The organism is Bacteroides stercoris ATCC 43183 (assembly GCF_025147325.1).
GTDB classification, from domain to species: Bacteria; Bacteroidota; Bacteroidia; order Bacteroidales; family Bacteroidaceae; genus Bacteroides; species Bacteroides stercoris.
In genome coordinates this window covers 1,456,818-1,473,399 of sequence record NZ_CP102262.1, presented here as the reverse complement: position 1 = coordinate 1,473,399, position 16,582 = coordinate 1,456,818, and the positions used below count along the sequence as shown (strand labels likewise).

General features: G+C 49.6%; 9 protein-coding genes. 7 read left to right on the top strand and 2 right to left on the bottom strand.

Features of this window, described 5'->3' with window-relative positions; genetic code table 11:
- Window positions 1-858, bottom strand: coding sequence for a helix-turn-helix transcriptional regulator (locus NQ565_RS06065; protein WP_005658183.1), 858 nt, complete (start codon window positions 856-858; stop codon window positions 1-3).
- A gap of 455 nt (window positions 859-1,313) precedes the next feature.
- Here NQ565_RS06065 and NQ565_RS06060 point away from each other — a divergent pair, with 455 nt between their 5' ends.
- Both NQ565_RS06060 and NQ565_RS06055 read left to right on the top strand, forming a co-directional pair.
- Entirely contained in the window at window positions 1,314-1,634 is a 321-nt protein-coding gene (locus tag NQ565_RS06060) for a hypothetical protein (protein WP_016661593.1), read from the top strand.
- A 64-nt stretch (window positions 1,635-1,698) separates the two neighbouring features.
- Entirely contained in the window at window positions 1,699-4,002 is a 2,304-nt protein-coding gene (locus NQ565_RS06055; protein WP_016661594.1) for a TonB-dependent receptor, read from the top strand.
- A 145-nt stretch (window positions 4,003-4,147) separates the two neighbouring features.
- On the opposite strand, the gene NQ565_RS06050 is transcribed toward NQ565_RS06055, so the two are convergent.
- Window positions 4,148-6,154 (bottom strand): hypothetical protein, encoded by a 2,007-nt coding sequence (locus NQ565_RS06050; RefSeq protein ID WP_005658187.1) that lies wholly within the window; start codon window positions 6,152-6,154, stop codon window positions 4,148-4,150.
- Window positions 6,155-6,603: 449 nt separating this feature from the next.
- Here NQ565_RS06050 and NQ565_RS06045 point away from each other — a divergent pair, with 449 nt between their 5' ends.
- Genes NQ565_RS06045 through NQ565_RS06025 form a run of 5 tightly spaced genes read left to right on the top strand, consistent with a single transcriptional unit; the run spans window position 6,604 to window position 16,580 of the window.
- Window positions 6,604-9,537: a SusC/RagA family TonB-linked outer membrane protein gene (locus tag NQ565_RS06045; RefSeq protein WP_005658188.1), complete on the top strand. Its 2,934-nt coding sequence runs from the start codon at window positions 6,604-6,606 to the stop codon at window positions 9,535-9,537.
- 20 nt (window positions 9,538-9,557) lie between these two features.
- Window positions 9,558-11,090: a RagB/SusD family nutrient uptake outer membrane protein gene (locus NQ565_RS06040; RefSeq protein ID WP_005658189.1), complete on the top strand. Its 1,533-nt coding sequence runs from the start codon at window positions 9,558-9,560 to the stop codon at window positions 11,088-11,090.
- A 12-nt stretch (window positions 11,091-11,102) separates the two neighbouring features.
- Entirely contained in the window at window positions 11,103-12,017 is a 915-nt protein-coding gene (locus NQ565_RS06035; RefSeq protein ID WP_005658190.1) for a DUF4984 domain-containing protein, read from the top strand.
- Between the two features lie 19 nt (window positions 12,018-12,036).
- Complete coding sequence (locus tag NQ565_RS06030; protein ID WP_005658191.1) at window positions 12,037-13,731, top strand: DUF5003 domain-containing protein; 1,695 nt, start codon at window positions 12,037-12,039, stop codon at window positions 13,729-13,731.
- 53 nt (window positions 13,732-13,784) lie between these two features.
- Window positions 13,785-16,580 (top strand): DUF4458 domain-containing protein, encoded by a 2,796-nt coding sequence (locus tag NQ565_RS06025; RefSeq protein ID WP_005658192.1) that lies wholly within the window; start codon window positions 13,785-13,787, stop codon window positions 16,578-16,580.
- The last annotated feature ends 2 nt before the right edge of the window (window positions 16,581-16,582 follow it).

Genomic DNA, 16,582 nt, shown 5'->3' with positions numbered 1-16,582 from the left:
TTACGATTGTTTTTTGATGTGGCTCTCCTCGCGCAGGTGGGTCGGGGTTGTGCCGAACTGTTTCTTGCAGTAGCAGGTGAGGTGCGCGGAAGAGCTGAAACCGAACTCCCTGGCTATTTCCCGGAAAGCGATATCCGGGTTACAGATTTTCTCGTGGATAAGTTCGGCTTTCCGTTCCTGCATCCACTGATAGGGACTTTGATTGAAATAGTGCTGGAACTTCCGGTTGAAGGAGCGTTCCGAAACGCAGCACAGACTGGCAAACTCCTTGACGGTCTTTACCTTCCGGTAATTGTTCAGGATGAGGTTCTCGAACTTGCTTCCTATTCCGGAAGCGCCGGCAAAAAAGCCAGCCAGTTCGTTTTTGGCATAAAAGCCGCGCAGTATCAGAATGATTTCCTGCTGTTTAAGAATATGCATGTGCCTGCACAGCAGTCCCGTTTCCAGATAGAACAGCACCTGCCTCAAGGCATGAAGCAGTGGTTTACGGATGGGCAGGGTGTGGTCGTTGGTGGCAATAGGTTTCTCATGAGAAATGGAATCGAAATACATCTTGTCGCACACCGTTATTTCCTTGTTCCAGAACAGCAGGAGGCATTCTGCCGGGGTGATGCCCGTCAAGCGGTTCTCTTCCCGCTGAGGTATGAGCAGCATCCTGTTGGCATGCACGGAGATGGTATGCTCCCTGCCCAGCTCTACCAACACCTCTCCTTTGAGCACGAACAGTACACAGAAGCAACCGTCATTATCAATCCGGCCTTCTTCGTGTGCAGTTAATTCGTACCGTGAAAATCCGCTTTCATACCTCAGTTGATAATTGAAGCAGGAACGATGCTCTGACAAATAAAATAATCTCATTGATAACTTTTTAATTTATACGCCATAATAACGCATCGCTTTTTTAGATTGTTTTTCACAAAAAAGACATTTATTTATAAATTTAAGACTATCGTAAGGTTTCGCAGGGTTTTATAAGTATTTGAAAGGTGTATTGATTCCGCTCATTAGCAGCAAGATGGCTGCCAATAAAGTCAAAGCAAAAGATTATCCCGTTCCACCGTGGAGTAGTTTTCATTCCACCGTGGTGGAACAAAAACTACTCCGTGGCAGAACAAAACTTTCTCCACGGTGGAACGGATTGGTTCTTGCATGCTTTCTGCCTGATACTTATAGAGGAAACACTCGAAGATGCGCTTTGGAGGGAAAGATAATGGCTGTATTTATTATCCCCATAAATAGGGATTGTTCCATTATGGAATACTTTGTATCTTTGCCACAAAACTAAACGGATGAAACAAGGGTGCCTGAAAATAATGAGATGGTTTCTGCCTGTACTATTTATATCGTACATGGCAGGTATCACACTCTTTACTCACTCGCATGTAGTGAATGGGGTGACCATTGTCCATTCGCACCCGTTTAAGAAAGACTCTCCCCATAGTCATACCACAGTCGAATTTCAATTGATTCATTTGCTGAGCCACGTGGCGACTACCGGAGCCGGTATCTTTTTTCTCTCTTTTCAGTTTATTGCTTATCTGCTCTATACCCTTTCGTGGCGTCCGGATAGGGCAGGATACTGTTCGTCCGTCGTGGGCGTGGTATCTTTGCGGGCACCTCCTGCCGGAAGATAGAACCTCTCTCTCACTGCATTATTTAGAAAAATTTATTTAGTAATTCTACTATCCAAAAATGAAAATGAAGAAATATATATTTTTCCTCGTTGGCCTGTGTTGTGCCCTGTTGCCTGCTATGGCCGACCAACCGGAACAGCTGGAACTGAAAGCGTCTGATGCCAATATTATCGGTCATGTACTCGATAAAAAAACGGGTGAACACCTCTCTTATATAACAATCGCCCTGAAAGGAACTACCATTGGTACGGTGACGGATGCCACCGGACACTATTTCCTGAAAAACCTTCCCGAAGGGAATTTTGTGCTCGAAGCCAGTTCGGTGGGGTATAAAACCATCAGTCGCAATGTCAGTCTCAGAAAAGGAAAGACACTTGAAGAAAATTTTGAGTTGGAAGAAGATGCCGTGGCGCTTGACGGAGTGGTGGTATCGGCCAATCGCAGCGTGACCAAACGGCGCCTGGCACCTACATTGGTCAATGTGGTAGATATGAAGATGTTTGAGAATACAAACTCGCCTACACTTTCGCAGGGGCTTAACTTCCAGCCCGGTGTCCGGGTCGAAACGAACTGCCAGAATTGCGGTTTCCAGCAGGTGCGCATCAACGGACTGGACGGTCCGTATACACAGATTCTTATCGATTCGCGTCCCATCTTCAGTGCCCTTTCCGGTGTTTACGGGTTGGAGCAGATTCCTGCCAATATGATCGAGCGCGTAGAGGTGATGCGAGGCGGAGGTTCTGCCCTGTTCGGTTCGTCCGCCATTGCCGGAACCATTAATATCATCACCAAGGAGCCACTGCGCAATTCGGGGCAGTTGGCACATACCCTTACTTCTATCGGCGGCAGCTCGTCTTTCGATAATAATACTTCGCTGAATGCATCGCTGGTGACCGATAATCATCGGGCGGGACTCTATGTGTTCGGGCAGAACCGTCATCGGGATGCGTACGATCATGATGGAGACGGTTATTCCGAAATGCCGAAACTTAAAAACCAGACAGTCGGCTTCCGTTCGTTCCTCAAGACAAGCACTTATTCTAAGTTGACATTCGAGTATCATCACTTACAGGAGTTCCGTCGTGGCGGAAACCTGCTGAACCGTCCGCCTCACGAGGCTGACATTGCCGAGCAGATTCAGCACTCTATCAACGGCGGCGGCTTGAAATTCGATTATTTTGCTCCGAATGAAAAACACCGTCTGACCGTTTATACTTCGGCACAGCATACGGACCGCGACAGTTATTATGGCAGCAAAAAAGACCAGAACGCCTATGGAAAGACAACGGACCTGACCTTTATCGGCGGTTCTCAATATGTGTACAGTTTCGGTAAATGCCTTTTCATGCCTGCCGACCTGACTGCGGGATTGGAGTATAACCGGGATAACCTGAAGGACGATATGTGGGGATACAACCGTTATACGAAGCAGACGGTAAATATCGGTAGTGCTTTTTTGCAGAATGAATGGAAAAACGAAAAATGGAGCATTCTCTTGGGCGGACGTCTGGATAAGCACAATCTAATCAACCACGTTATCTTTAGCCCTCGTGCCAATCTCCGTTTCAATCCTTCCGAGGACATTAATCTCCGCTTGAGTTATTCGTCGGGCTTCCGTGCCCCGCAGGCTTTCGACGAAGACCTGCATATTGAGAATGTAGGCGGAACGGTGTCGATGATTGAGCGTGCCAAGAATCTGAAAGAGGAAAAATCTCAGAGTTTCAGCGCCTCAGCCGATATGTATCACCGTTTCGGTGCTTTTCAGGTGAACTTCCTGGTTGAAGGTTTTTATACCAGACTGTCGGATGTATTTGTACTCGAGAACATCGGAGAGCGGGACGGCATTCTTATCAAAGAGCGGCGTAACGGTTCAGGTGCCAAAGTATTGGGACTATCGATGGAGGGAAAAATGGCTTATCTCTCTTTGTTCCAGTTACAGGCAGGAGTCACCTTGCAACAGAGCCGTTATGACGAACCGGAAAAGTGGAGCGAAACGGCACCGGCCGAGAAGAAGATTTTCCGTACACCGAATACCTATGGGTACTTTACGGCAACGTATACGCCGATCAAGCCTCTCTCATTATCCCTGTCGGGCACGTACACCGGCTCGATGCTGGTGCAGCACATGGCCGGTTATATTGACAAGGATGTGGCGGTGAATACACGCGATTTCTTCGATATGGGAGTCAAGGTGGCCTATGATTTCAAACTTTATAAGTCGGTGGACCTGCAATTGAGTGCAGGTGTGCAGAATGTGTTCAATGCTTATCAGAACGATTTCGACCAGGGAGTGGAGCGTGACTCCGGATATATTTACGGTCCGGCTGCTCCGCGAAGCTATTTCGCCGGAATAAAGATCAGCTATTAACTCCATTACATTTGAATGGAAACCGAACTGCTGTTCGGTCGAAATGAAAAAGAGCGTAATGAACGGCGTTTACGCCTGCTCATTACGCTCCGAAGTTATAAAATACTATTTACTGGTTTTAGGAAGTTGGTTTGGAAATAAGGTTTTAGTTACCACTACTGATATTATCATTCATAGTACCATAACCGTAGATGTAGTAATCAGCCATACTAAACTTTCCGTCATTATCCAACGTGACAAAAATGCGGGCACCACCGCCCCATTGTGCTTCATATTCAACATCAAATTTTTCAGTTATCTCCTTTTCTGATGTATTTTCATCCAAAATAAGGCTTACCATACCTGTTGGAACTGCATCGGAGGTATATTCTTTGAAGAATTTTTGGTCTTTTACATAAGCTTCGAGACCATTAGGCTTTTGGTCACTTCCCTTTACCATATAGACTTTGCTGGTATTTTGTCCTTTGGTTACCTTTAACTTGGCAAAATATCCCCAACCGGCCTCTTCATCATCACCGCTTGACACAACCGCCAATGTCAGTGCTCCATTACCTGAGAAGTCAGCTTCTTTCGGTGCTTCCACTTCTGCCGCTTTAGTCTGAATACCATTCTTACCTTCACCAGCCTTATCCACCAAGTCAACAATCTCACTCAGCTTACCATCTTTATCAACCGTTACAGCTCTTAAGTGATAAGTAGAACCCGGACTTAAAATATACAATCCGCCGTTGTTTTCCTCAGTCTTAAGTTTGCCCAAATCTTCTACTTTATATTCAATCCACTGTACATTGCTGGAAGCTTCATCCACCATTATCCAATCAAGGTTAGCAGGAACAGATGTTTCCCAGAATACACGAACCGCTGTCGTATTTTCATTGACACTGATATCTACAAGCAGTTTCTCCGGAGATGTCTGTTCGGGGAAGCTGACACTTGTAATACTACCTACTCCCTCAAAAGTAGGACGTCCCGTTGTAACTCCGGTATAAACAATCTTACCAAGCTTGCCTTGCTTGTCGATAGGTATGGCATATACATAATACTTGGTATTAGGAACCATATCCTTGCTGGCAAACTCTTTTGAGAACGGTTGAGTGTATGTAACAGGAACGCTTGCACCCAACTTAAGAATGCTGGCTTCGATTTCGGCTACAGACATCTCTGCAAAAGGCTTACTACTGTTTTTAGCAATAGCACCTGCATCTGTCTGTCCCACAATCATTTTGGCACAATTGGCATCTGCCGTAAAGGTAGCTTCAAAGCTTCTCAAAGCAATCTTACCGGCAGGAATCTCTATGCTTGCCACCACTTGTCCGTTAAGTTCTGCATCGGGCACAGTGACTTCTTTTGTAAAGACCGTTCCCTTACCCTCTGCATCTACCGCATAAATGGCAACAACCACCTCGGTTTCATCTGTTTCCAATGCGGTCAGAATAATACCCTTGCTTTCACTGATATCCTTATCCTGCAAAGCACTTCTTACCAATGTCTGTTCATTAAACGTAGCGCTTACGTCCGACCAGTTGTAGGGCTGCATAGGATAATCCTTGTTGGGATTCAAAGAAAGTTCAGCACTTTCAATAAATTCTGCTTCCTTGTAGATTTCTTCATACTTATCCTGTCCGGTTTCAAGGTCTTTACCCATATATCCCTTTATAATTGCCCCAATCACATACTTGGCGCACTTAGCCCCTTTCTTCACCTCTACATCCATAGAGAAAGCGGAAAGGTTCTTGATTTCAAATTCCACCAATTCGTCCATCAGGTCCTCATACTTGAATATGAACTCCTTGACAGCTTCCTGGCTCTTGCCGCTCTCATTCTCGGCATAGACAGTCAGAACATAATCCTTATCTATATCGATGGGGATTTCCAGTTTAGTCTCTTCCTTGCCGGTTACAGCCGTATATGCGGCAGCAGACTCGCCTTTCGGTTCGCACTTCCAGTACCATTTTTCCGTATCATCGGAAGGGGTAACGGTTACTACGGCTTTGGTATTGTCGGCGCTAAGAGCAGGTTCGCTCACCGTGATAGTAGGTAAAGCCGGCTTTTCCGGTGTCGGATCGTTTTTGTCTTTGTCGTCCGAGCAACTTGTCCATACGCAAGCAGCCATTGCCAGTATGGGAAGCATTGTCTTAAAAATGTTTTTCATACATTATTAATTAATTAGTTAATAAATAAAGATAAATACTATAAGTAGAAAACAGGGAGATAATATGGGAAAAACAAAGAGGAAAAAGAGAGAGTTACCACACTGTTATCTTTTTGCAAAATTATAAATTATTTATAAAAACAAGATAGAATATATAATTTTTTTCGGAACTTTTTCTATATTTGTTGCAAATATATCCAAAGAAAGTTTTAAACAAAGGGCTTTTTGTAAATATAAAATTAACATTATTACAGCATTCTTAAAAGCAGACAAACAACAAGCAACCCCGATGTTATCCTTTAATTGGACTGATATTATAGAAAAACGTAAGCAAACAAAACTGTAAAAAAAATAAAAGGACGGCAATATACACTTTAAAAATGTCTCTTTCCGCTCCAGACTAAAAAACAGAAACATTAAGTATTAATCAAATCATTAGAAGAACAAAGATGAGAAAATCAATTCTCTTGTTTGTGCTTTTAACTCTGTTCGGAATCCCGTACCTATTGGCACAGGGCGGATTCCGGATTACAGGACAAATCCTATCGGCGGAAGACAACCTGCCGGTAATCGGAGTATCTGTAGTTGAAAAAGGCACAACAAACGGTGTAATTACCGATATCGACGGAAATTACAGTATCACGGTAAGCAAGTCTCCCGCCACCTTGCAGTTTTCGTACGTAGGCATGAAGACGGTAGAAAAGCTGTTTACAGCGGCAACCCGCTACAATGTGATTATGCAACCGAACACCGAAATGGTGGACGAAGTGGTAGTAGTGGCATACGGCGTGCGCAAGAAAGGAACTATAGCCGGCTCCGTATCCACCGTAAAAGCGGAAAAGATGGAAAATGTGCCGGCAGCCGGCTTCGACCAGGCGTTGCAGGGACAGACACCGGGATTGTCGGTCATCTCCAATTCGGGAGAACCCAGCAAAGCCGCCGTGTTCCAGATACGCGGCACAAACTCAATCAACTCAGGCACATCGCCGCTGTTTATCCTCGACGGCGTGCCCATTGCAAGTTCGGACTTCAACACCATCAGCCCGGGCGACATCGAATCCATTTCCGTGCTCAAGGACGCCTCGTCCACCTCTATCTACGGGGCACGCGCTGCCAACGGCGTAGTGGTAATCACCACCAAGCGCGGGCTCTCCATGGACAAGGCGAAAGTAACGCTGCGCGCGCAATACGGATTCTCGCAACTGGCATCCGACGGCAAATGGACCATGATGAACACCCCCGAACGCATACAGTTTGAGAAAGAAATAGGCCTGGACACCGGGCAGGACTACGACCTGCTCTCACGCACCAACGTCAATTGGCTGAAAGAGATATTCAACGACCGCGCACCGTTGCAGAACTACGAAATCTCCGTGAACCGCGCCACCGACCGCCTCAACTACTACGTATCGGGCGGGTTCTACGACCAGGACGGTATCGCCCAGAACTCTTCCTTCCGGCGCTACAACATGCGCGCCAATGCCGAAGTGAAAGCCAGCAACTGGCTGAAAATAGGCACAAGCACCATGTCTGCCTACGAAGAGGTGCAGCAGGCGGAAGAGGGGGAAATGGCGATTTACACGCCGATAGCCGGCTCGCGCTTCATGCTCCCCTACTGGAGCCCCTACAACGCAGACGGCTCGATAGCCTCGGAGAACAACGGCACATGGACGGGCACGGGACAGAACCCCATCGAATGGATGGCGAACAACCCGGTGAGCTATAAGAAGTACAAGGTACTCTCCACCGTATTTGCCGACATCACCCCGATACAGAACCTGACCGTACGCATACAGTTCGGCGCCGACTACTCGCACGCCACCACTTTCATGCAGTCGTTCCCGAGCTACGTCATTAACAACGAGCAGGGCACTGCCGGACGCAACTCCTCGGACGTGCTGAAACTGAGCGAAACCGCCACCGCCAACTACCGCTGGGCGCTGAACGACGACCACTCCTTCAACTTCATGCTGGGGCAGGAAGCCATGGACTACCAGTCGAGCGGCTTCCAGGTAGTGACGAAAGGACAGTCCAGCGACTTCCTCACGAACATCAGCTCCGGCACGCGCGCCTCGTCCTGGGACGACACCACCAGCGCATATTCCTACCTCTCGTTCTTCCTGCGCGGCGAGTACAACTACAAAGACCTCTACTACGGCGAAATGGCACTGCGCACCGATGCCTCCTCGCGCTTCGGCAAAGACCACCGCTGGGGTATGTTCTGGTCGCTGGGATTTATGTGGAACATCAAAAACGAATCGTTCCTGAAAGACACCGAATGGCTGACAAGCGCGCAAATCGCACTCAGCACCGGTACTTCGGGCAACTCGGAGATACCCTACTACGACCACCTGGCACTCGTTTCGGGCGGGCCGAAGTATAACGACGAAGCCGGTATCTACCCCAAACAGAGCGGCAACGAAGAGCTGAGCTGGGAACAGACCTGGTCCAACAACATCGGGCTGCGCCTGGGCTTCTTCAACCGCGTCAACCTCGACATCGACTTCTACCACAAGAAAACCACCGACATGCTGATGTCCGTACCCGAAAGCTATGCCATTACCGGCGAGGGCTACCGCTGGGACAATATCGGGGCGATGGTGAACCGGGGCGTGGAAGTGTCGGTCAACGGCGACATCATACGCACCAAAGATTTCACCTGGAACCTCAACGCCAACGTGTCCTACAACAAGAACAAGCTGGTGGAACTGTACAACGGCGTGCAGGAGTACGTAAACTCCACCACCGGACTGAAATTCGTCGTGGGGCATCCGGTACATGAATACTTCCTGAACCGCTATGCCGGCGTGAACCCCGCCAACGGCGACGCCCTGTGGTACACCAAAGACGGCGAGCTGACCACCGAATTCAACGAAAGCGACAAGGTAATGACCGGCAAGACGTTCGATTCGCCGTGGGCGGGCGGCTTCGGCACTACCTTTGCCTGGAAGGGCCTTTCGCTGTCGGCACAGTTCAGTTGGATGGCCGACCGCTGGGTGATGAACAACGACCGCTTCTTTGAAGAGAGCAACGGACTGTACAGCACCTACAACCAGTCGCGCCGGCTGCTGTACGACCGCTGGAAGAAACCGGGCGACATCACCGACATCCCCCGCTACGGCGTGACGGCGCAACTGGACGACCGCTTCCTGGAGAACTCCTCGTTCCTGCGCCTCAAGAACCTGACACTGGCATACGCACTGCCGCAGCCACTGCTGAAAAAGACCAACTTCTTCACCTCGGCACGCGTGTACCTGCAAGGCCAGAACCTGCTGACCTTTACGGGATTCACCGGACTCGACCCCGAAATGTCGAGCAATATCTACCGGGCACAGTATCCGGCTTCGCGCCAGTTTACGCAGGGCATCGAAGTATCATTCTAACCCTATCAAGCAAAAGAAAGATGATTAAGAAATTCAAACTATATATCATGCTGGTTGCCGTGGCGCTGTCGTCCGTCTCCTGTCTGGACAAAATGCCGGAAGACGGCATTCCTTTCGACGAGTCGCTGCAGACGGTATCCGACATAAACCTGGCGGTCATAGGTATCTACGACGCTTTCAGGAGCAAATACCTCTATTCGGGCAACCTGACGCTGCTGCCCGACATACAGACCGACCTGGTGTACGGAGTGAACGGCAACACCAATGTGTACGGCGACATCTGGCGCTGGAAAGAAATCAAACCCACCAATACCGACATCGAAGCCGTGTACGGTGCGTTGTACGATGTTATCAACCGCTGCAACTTCATGCTCGACCGCGCGGACGCCGTGCGGAAAAAGACCACCGACGACAAGGATCTCGACAAGCTGGACCAGTGCTGCGGCGAAGCTTACTTTGCCCGTGCACTCGCCTACTCGGAGCTGGTGAAGCTCTTCTGCAAGGCATACGAAAGCGATGAGGACGCCGCCGGCCAGTTGGGAGTTATCCTGAGCGAACACTATCTGGGCGATGAAACCATGAGGCGCGCTTCGCTGAAAGACTCCTACCAATTTATCCTCGACGACCTCGACCGTGCGGCAGAGTTGCTGGAACTCGAAGAGGACTTCGACACCGACACGCAGGGAACGCTGTACGACAGCATCTACTTCAACGAATATACGGTGCATGCCCTCCGCGCCCGCGTACTTCTCTATATGAAGCGGTGGGACGAGGCCATCAAGTATGCCACCAAAGTCATCGACAGCGGTTACTACTACCTGTCGAGCTGTACGCGCGCAGCCACCTCAAGCGCCAGCTACTACAAGTATATGTGGACGAACGACTTCTCCACCGAAGCCATCTGGAAAGTGGGCTTTACCGTTAATGCCTACGGCGGCGCACTGGGACAGGTATTCGCCAACTACGACTACAGCACCCTGCGCCCCGACTACGTGCCGGCTACATGGGCCGTCAACCTGTACGACATGAACGACCTGCGCGTATCCGCATTCTTCCAGAGCTTCACCACCGGATACAGCCACGGGCTTACATGGCCGCTGCTGATAAAATACTTCGGCAACGAATCGTTCACCAACTACAACATCCTGCACGTCAGCATGCCGAAAGTGCTCCGCCTGTCGGAACAGTACCTCATCCGTGCAGAAGCATACGTGCAATGCGACCAGCCCGACTACGGCAAGGCGGGAAGCGACATATCCGTACTGCGCACGGCACGCTACTCCTCCTACGGCGGCTCCACTTCCCTGAACAAGGAGAACGCGATGGACGTCATCGAACAGGAGCGCGTAAAGGAGCTATACATGGAAGGCTTCCGCCTGCACGACCTGAAACGCTGGCACAAGGGATTTGAACGCACGCCGCAAGACCAGTCGCTGTCCAACGGCAGCAGCCTGAAAGTGGAAAAAGACGACCCGCTGTTCGTATGGCCCATACCCCAGCACGAGCTGGATGCACCGGGCTCGGAAGTAGAACCTAATGAAAGTAACAAATAAGCCAAAAGATTTATGATAATGAAGAAACTATTAACCGGATGTATGGTAGCCCTTGCCATCCTGGCAGCCCTGGCAGGACTTGCCGGATGCGACCAGGACAAGGTGCTGTACAGCGGACGCAACTACCTGATGTTCTCCGATACGCTTTACCACTATGCCGTACAGGAGAGCAACGAGAAGTTCGAAGTTCCCGTATCCGCTACCAGACGTGCCGACTACGACCGCACGTTTGCCGTGGAAGTGGTGGACAAGGAAAGCAATGCCGTGGAAGGAAAACATTACAGGATTCTTTCCAATACCGTAACCATCAAGGCGGGCGAAACCGCCGCCAATGTCGAGATAGAAGGCGTGTACGAGAATATCGGCATCAGCGATTCGCTGGGATTTGCCCTGCGGCTGATAATCCCCGAGACCGAACAGTGGCACAAATACGGAACGGAGACCAAAGTGGTGATGCAGAAAGTATGCCCGTTCGACATCAATGCCTTTACCGGCTATTGCAAGGTCACTTCCTCGCTTTTCAATACCTATATGACGAATACGACCCTGCGCCTGATAACGTCCGAAGTCGTGGAAGGGGAAGAGAATACGATTGTACTGCACGGACTCTACTTCGACGGATATGACACCAAGCTGAAATTCAACTACGACGATTTGCTCGAACCCAGCATCGAAATGGAAGAACACGTCTGCGGCAGCACTGCCGAACTGTTCGACACCACACATGGCAACGGCAAGCTGATGATGACACAGCCGTCGGGCTATCCCGCCTACTTCAGCACGTGCGAGAAGTTCGTGTTCCACTACGTCAACATCCGGGTAGACAACAAGGACGGCTCGCTGGTGGGCGTGGTGGATACTCCCGCCAACATCATCGAATGGATAAGCGAAGCGGAAGCCGAAAAGCTGAAAGAACAAGGATATTAACTTTATAACCCCTACAATTATGAAAATAACAGAACTGAAAAGCATGAGCCTGATTATGGTGCTCGCCATGATGATAATGACAGCGTTCACCGCCTGTTCGGACGACGATAACGAAGGCAACAAAACCGTTGTTTTCCCTGAGCTTGCAAACATCAGTAGCGCAGCCGGAGAAACTACCGAACTATCTTTTGAAGCATCTGCGGACTGGGAACTCTCCAGCAATGCCGGCTGGTGCAAATTCCAGAACGGCGAATTCCTGGAAAGCCTCATCTACGGAAAGACCGGAAAGCAGACCGTTACCATTATGACCTCCGCCGACGGACAGAACTACAACGAGGATGCCGTAGCGGAAATCACACTGAAAATGGGCAATGCCTCGCAGGTAATCTACAAGGTGACGCGCGCCAAAAGAGAATATGCCGACCTCGTTGTCAGCGATGAAGCAGGCAATATATATGACCGGACGCACCCGCTGACCATCAAGGGCAATACCGCTACCTCACCCGTCTATACCGTTATCAAGGCACAGGCGGAAAACGGCGTGAAGATAGGCTTCACCAATCCGGAATGGCTGAGCTATGTCATAGACGAAAAGGCGGGAACGTATCAGTTTACGTTCAATACGGCAAACACGAGCGGACTGAATCCCAAGTATCCGATTACCGGAAACAGCTATACCCTGACTTTCGTTACCGAAGACGCCACGACCGCCAAAACGGACAAGGTGCGCAAGGTGGAGATTCCCGTCGTGTACGAAGGACTGCAACGGGACGCTATCGGCATCAGCCCCACGTATCTGAACGCGCTGGCAAGCGTGACGGGAAAAGAACTGTCGGACGATACTGGAATTCTGGAACAGATGCAATCGACCGTTACCGTATATAATGATGAATTCGAGACTGTGGTATTCGCCATGAAGAACCAGGACGGTGAATTCAGTTATGATTTCAACAGTACGGTAGACTGGCTGCACGCCGTTACAGGAACAGGCAGTAATAAGGATAAGGTAACGGTCACCGCCGACCTTAACGAGAATACGGAAGAGCGAGCAGCTACCGTCATGGTATTCCCTAAAGCCGTTTATGATGAAATAAAGAGCAACTGGGCAGGCAACCTCATCGACGAAAGCACGGGAGACATCAAGTCCAACTATGCGAACAATGTCATGACCAATATCACACAGGAAGCCTGGCAGAAACAGGGTGACAGAATTAAATTCAAAGCGCTGTTTATGTATGCGTACGATTACGACCAGACCGGGTTCAGAAACATCAAGGACTTCTTTGAAGGCACTGTTATCAAATTTGAGGACTTGGAGAATTCGGACGGTGTCGGCGAATATAATGTAACCGGCAACAATGTATGGAAAGCCACCATCCCCAAAAGCCTGCTCAAGAAATTCGACGAAATCGGAGAACCGGGACACGGTCCGGGAAAAATCATTTTCGAGCCCGTTGAAGCGGCTACCGACCAGGAAATAACGGAAAAAGCCTCTCATGCAGGTATTTCATCCGAAAAGATGTCAGGTCAGGCATGGTCACAGGACGCACGCAAACTGGTACGTATCAACGGAATAGGTTTCTGCTTCGACAACACCAGCTATGAAACATACGCCAACGATTACCAACTGGTGGTCAAGGGCGAAGGCGAAGAGATTCTTGCACTCTGCATCGTAGAAGTATTTGACGATACACAAAGCCAAACCACCTTCTGACGGAATATGTACAAGCAACCACTGTAACTCAAACTACAGAAAAGAAAGAATAAATGAACTCAAAGAGAATTATAAAAGGAAAACTGTTTCTTGCAGCACTTGTCACCATGCTATGCGGCATGGTGGCAGGCGGATGCTCTGACGACAAGGACGAACTGGCGGGCAAACAATACGGTCACGTACAGTTCAGGCTCTACAAGTCGGCATCCTATACGCAGGAAGAGACAACCCGGGCCGGCACGGCATCTACGCGTGCCACCGCAATGGACCGGTTGAGCGACGCCCAGAAAGTGGAAATCGAAATGCAGCACAACGGTATGAGCATCACCCAGACCCTCGTGCTGAACGCCTACAACGAGAGCAACGCCGAATACGGCATGAGAAGCGACAAACTGGAGCTTCTGACCGGAACGTATAAAATCGTAGGTTACAAGCTGCTCGACAAGCTGGACGAGGTGATTACCGGCATATCTCCCGGTGCGGACGAGACGTTTGAAGTCGTTTCGCGCGGACTGACCACCAAAGACCTTGTTGCCGACTCGCAAGCGCGGGGCATGGTGACTTTCAAGCTGATAAAGTCCGGACTCACCACACGCGCCGCCGACGGTGAGAGCATCGACTACCTGTTCAGCGACATAAAGGTTATCGACATAACGGTGACCAACACGTTTACACGCGTGCCCGTCACTATCAAGAACCTGAAAGTGACTTATAAGGAAGAGTATGAAGAACATCCGAATACGGACTATACCGACGACAACAAGCACAAAGACAAATATAAGGATATCGGTACCGCCAAATGCGACTCGGCAGTATGGCTGCCCGCCGGCACGTATCAGGTAACCTCTTACACCATTTATAAGAAAAGCGGTTCGGTAACCTCTACGCTCGACTCCAGAAGCCAGCTTGCGGGAGAGATGTTCAGCGTAGAAGATAACAGACAGACGGACGATGCCCTTGTGCCCATCCAACTGTCGCCGACAGCCGCTTACATCAAGGACTACATCGCACTGAAAGCCATTTGGGAAGCGCTCGACGGAAGAAACTGGCACTATACCGGAGAGACAAGCCCTGCCGGAGCAACCTGGAACTTCAATAAGGAGGTAGACATGTGGGGCGACCAGCCCGGCGTGTCGCTGGACAGCAAAGGACGCGTTATCAGCCTGTCTCTCGAAGGCTTCGGCGCCAAAGGCAGAGTGCCCGACGCCATCGGCCAACTGACCGAATTGAAAGTGCTTTCCCTCGGGTCGCACAACGAAAAGCTGGGCGGCAGACTGTTCGGCGCAGGCGGAATAACGCCCGATATGAGCGATGCACAGAAACAGAAGATGCGCATGCACTACAAGGAACTGTTCCTCGACTACGACCCCAGGGAGAATATGTCGGAACTCCTGCAGGACGGCATTAACCGCGACCCCGAAATGGCAAAGATAAAGAAAAGCAACCGTATCAGCATGAAAGATATACAGATAGGCCAGACAACCAACAACATTACTTTCATATCCAAAGCGGTAATGCGGTTGAAGAACCTGCAACAACTTTATATTGCCAATTCTCCCATTAAGGCTGAGGACATCTGCACAGATTGGGAAAACGAAAATTCCGAATATGCCAAGTCATTTAAAGAGGAAAGCAGCTCCTGGGCATGGAGAACCCTGACCGACCTGACGGACGTAGAGGTGTACAACTGCCCCAACCTGACGAAACTTCCGGAATTCCTATTCGAACTGCCCGAAATCCAGTTGCTGAACATCGCCAACAACAAAGGCATTGACGGACTGAACGGAGCAAGAGACGGAAGCGGCGAGCAACTGACAGCCGACTGGAAGAAATTAGCGGATGCAACTGTAGGAGCCAAACTCCAGATTCTGTATCTCGGCAACAACAACCTGACTAAATTTCCGGAACACGCATCATTGAATAAAATGAGGAAACTGGGACTGCTCGACTGTATCAACAACAACCTTACAGGAAAGCTGGAAGCCTTTGGCAAGGAAGTGGAATTCACTACCCTGACTCTGGACAACAACCAAATTACCGAAATACCGGAGAACTTCTGCGGTTTCACCGAGCAGGTAGAAAGCCTGAGTTTTGCGCACAACCTGATAGAATACATCCCCAATATCTTTAACGCAGAATCCGTCTATACAATGGGGTCTGTAGACTTCTCGTACAACCGGATAGGACAGAATGACGGGAAAAACATTAATTGCAGCCTGGACGACTTCAAGGGAATTAACGCCTCAACGATTTCTTTGTCGAACAACCTTATCAGTAAGTTCCCCACGGAACTGTTTGCCAAAGGTTCCCCCATCTCCACCATCGACCTGAGCAACAACCTGATGACGGAGATTCCGAAGTACTCGCTAAGGTCGGAAACTGGTAACTACAAGAACACGTATCTGCTGACCGTTATCGACCTTCGCTTCAACAAGCTGACCAAGCTGTCGGACGACTTCCGCGCAACCACGCTGCCTTATCTGAAGAACCTCGACCTCAGTTATAACTGTTTCTCGAAGTTCCCGACCGAACCGCTGAACAGCAGCCAGTTGCAAGCTATCGGCATCCGCTTCCAACGCGATGCCGACGGCAACCGCATCTTGCGCGAATGGCCTACGGGAATTACCAGTTGCCCCAGCCTTATACAGTTGCAGATAGGCTCAAATGATATCCGCAAGGTAAACGAAACGCTGACATCGCAACTCTACATCGTGGACATCAAGGACAACCCGAATATCAGCATCGACGTAACAAGCGTATGCTCGCAAATAAGGGCAGGCATGTATAAACTGATTTACGACAAGACTCAGGATATCCGTGGCTGTGATGCTTTAGACATAAAACGATAAAC

Excerpts from the sequence above, each read along its gene's own strand:
- NQ565_RS06065 (WP_005658183.1), bottom strand. The coding sequence starts at position 858 with ATGAGATTATTTTATTTGTCAGAGCATCGTTCCTGCTTCAATTATCAA.
- NQ565_RS06060 (WP_016661593.1), top strand. The coding sequence starts at position 1,314 with ATGAGATGGTTTCTGCCTGTACTATTTATATCGTACATGGCAGGTATC.
- NQ565_RS06055 (WP_016661594.1), top strand. The coding sequence starts at position 1,699 with ATGAAGAAATATATATTTTTCCTCGTTGGCCTGTGTTGTGCCCTGTTG.
- NQ565_RS06050 (WP_005658187.1), bottom strand. The coding sequence starts at position 6,154 with ATGAAAAACATTTTTAAGACAATGCTTCCCATACTGGCAATGGCTGCT.
- NQ565_RS06045 (WP_005658188.1), top strand. The coding sequence starts at position 6,604 with ATGAGAAAATCAATTCTCTTGTTTGTGCTTTTAACTCTGTTCGGAATC.
- NQ565_RS06040 (WP_005658189.1), top strand. The coding sequence starts at position 9,558 with ATGATTAAGAAATTCAAACTATATATCATGCTGGTTGCCGTGGCGCTG.
- NQ565_RS06035 (WP_005658190.1), top strand. The coding sequence starts at position 11,103 with ATGATAATGAAGAAACTATTAACCGGATGTATGGTAGCCCTTGCCATC.
- NQ565_RS06030 (WP_005658191.1), top strand. The coding sequence starts at position 12,037 with ATGAAAATAACAGAACTGAAAAGCATGAGCCTGATTATGGTGCTCGCC.
- NQ565_RS06025 (WP_005658192.1), top strand. The coding sequence starts at position 13,785 with ATGAACTCAAAGAGAATTATAAAAGGAAAACTGTTTCTTGCAGCACTT.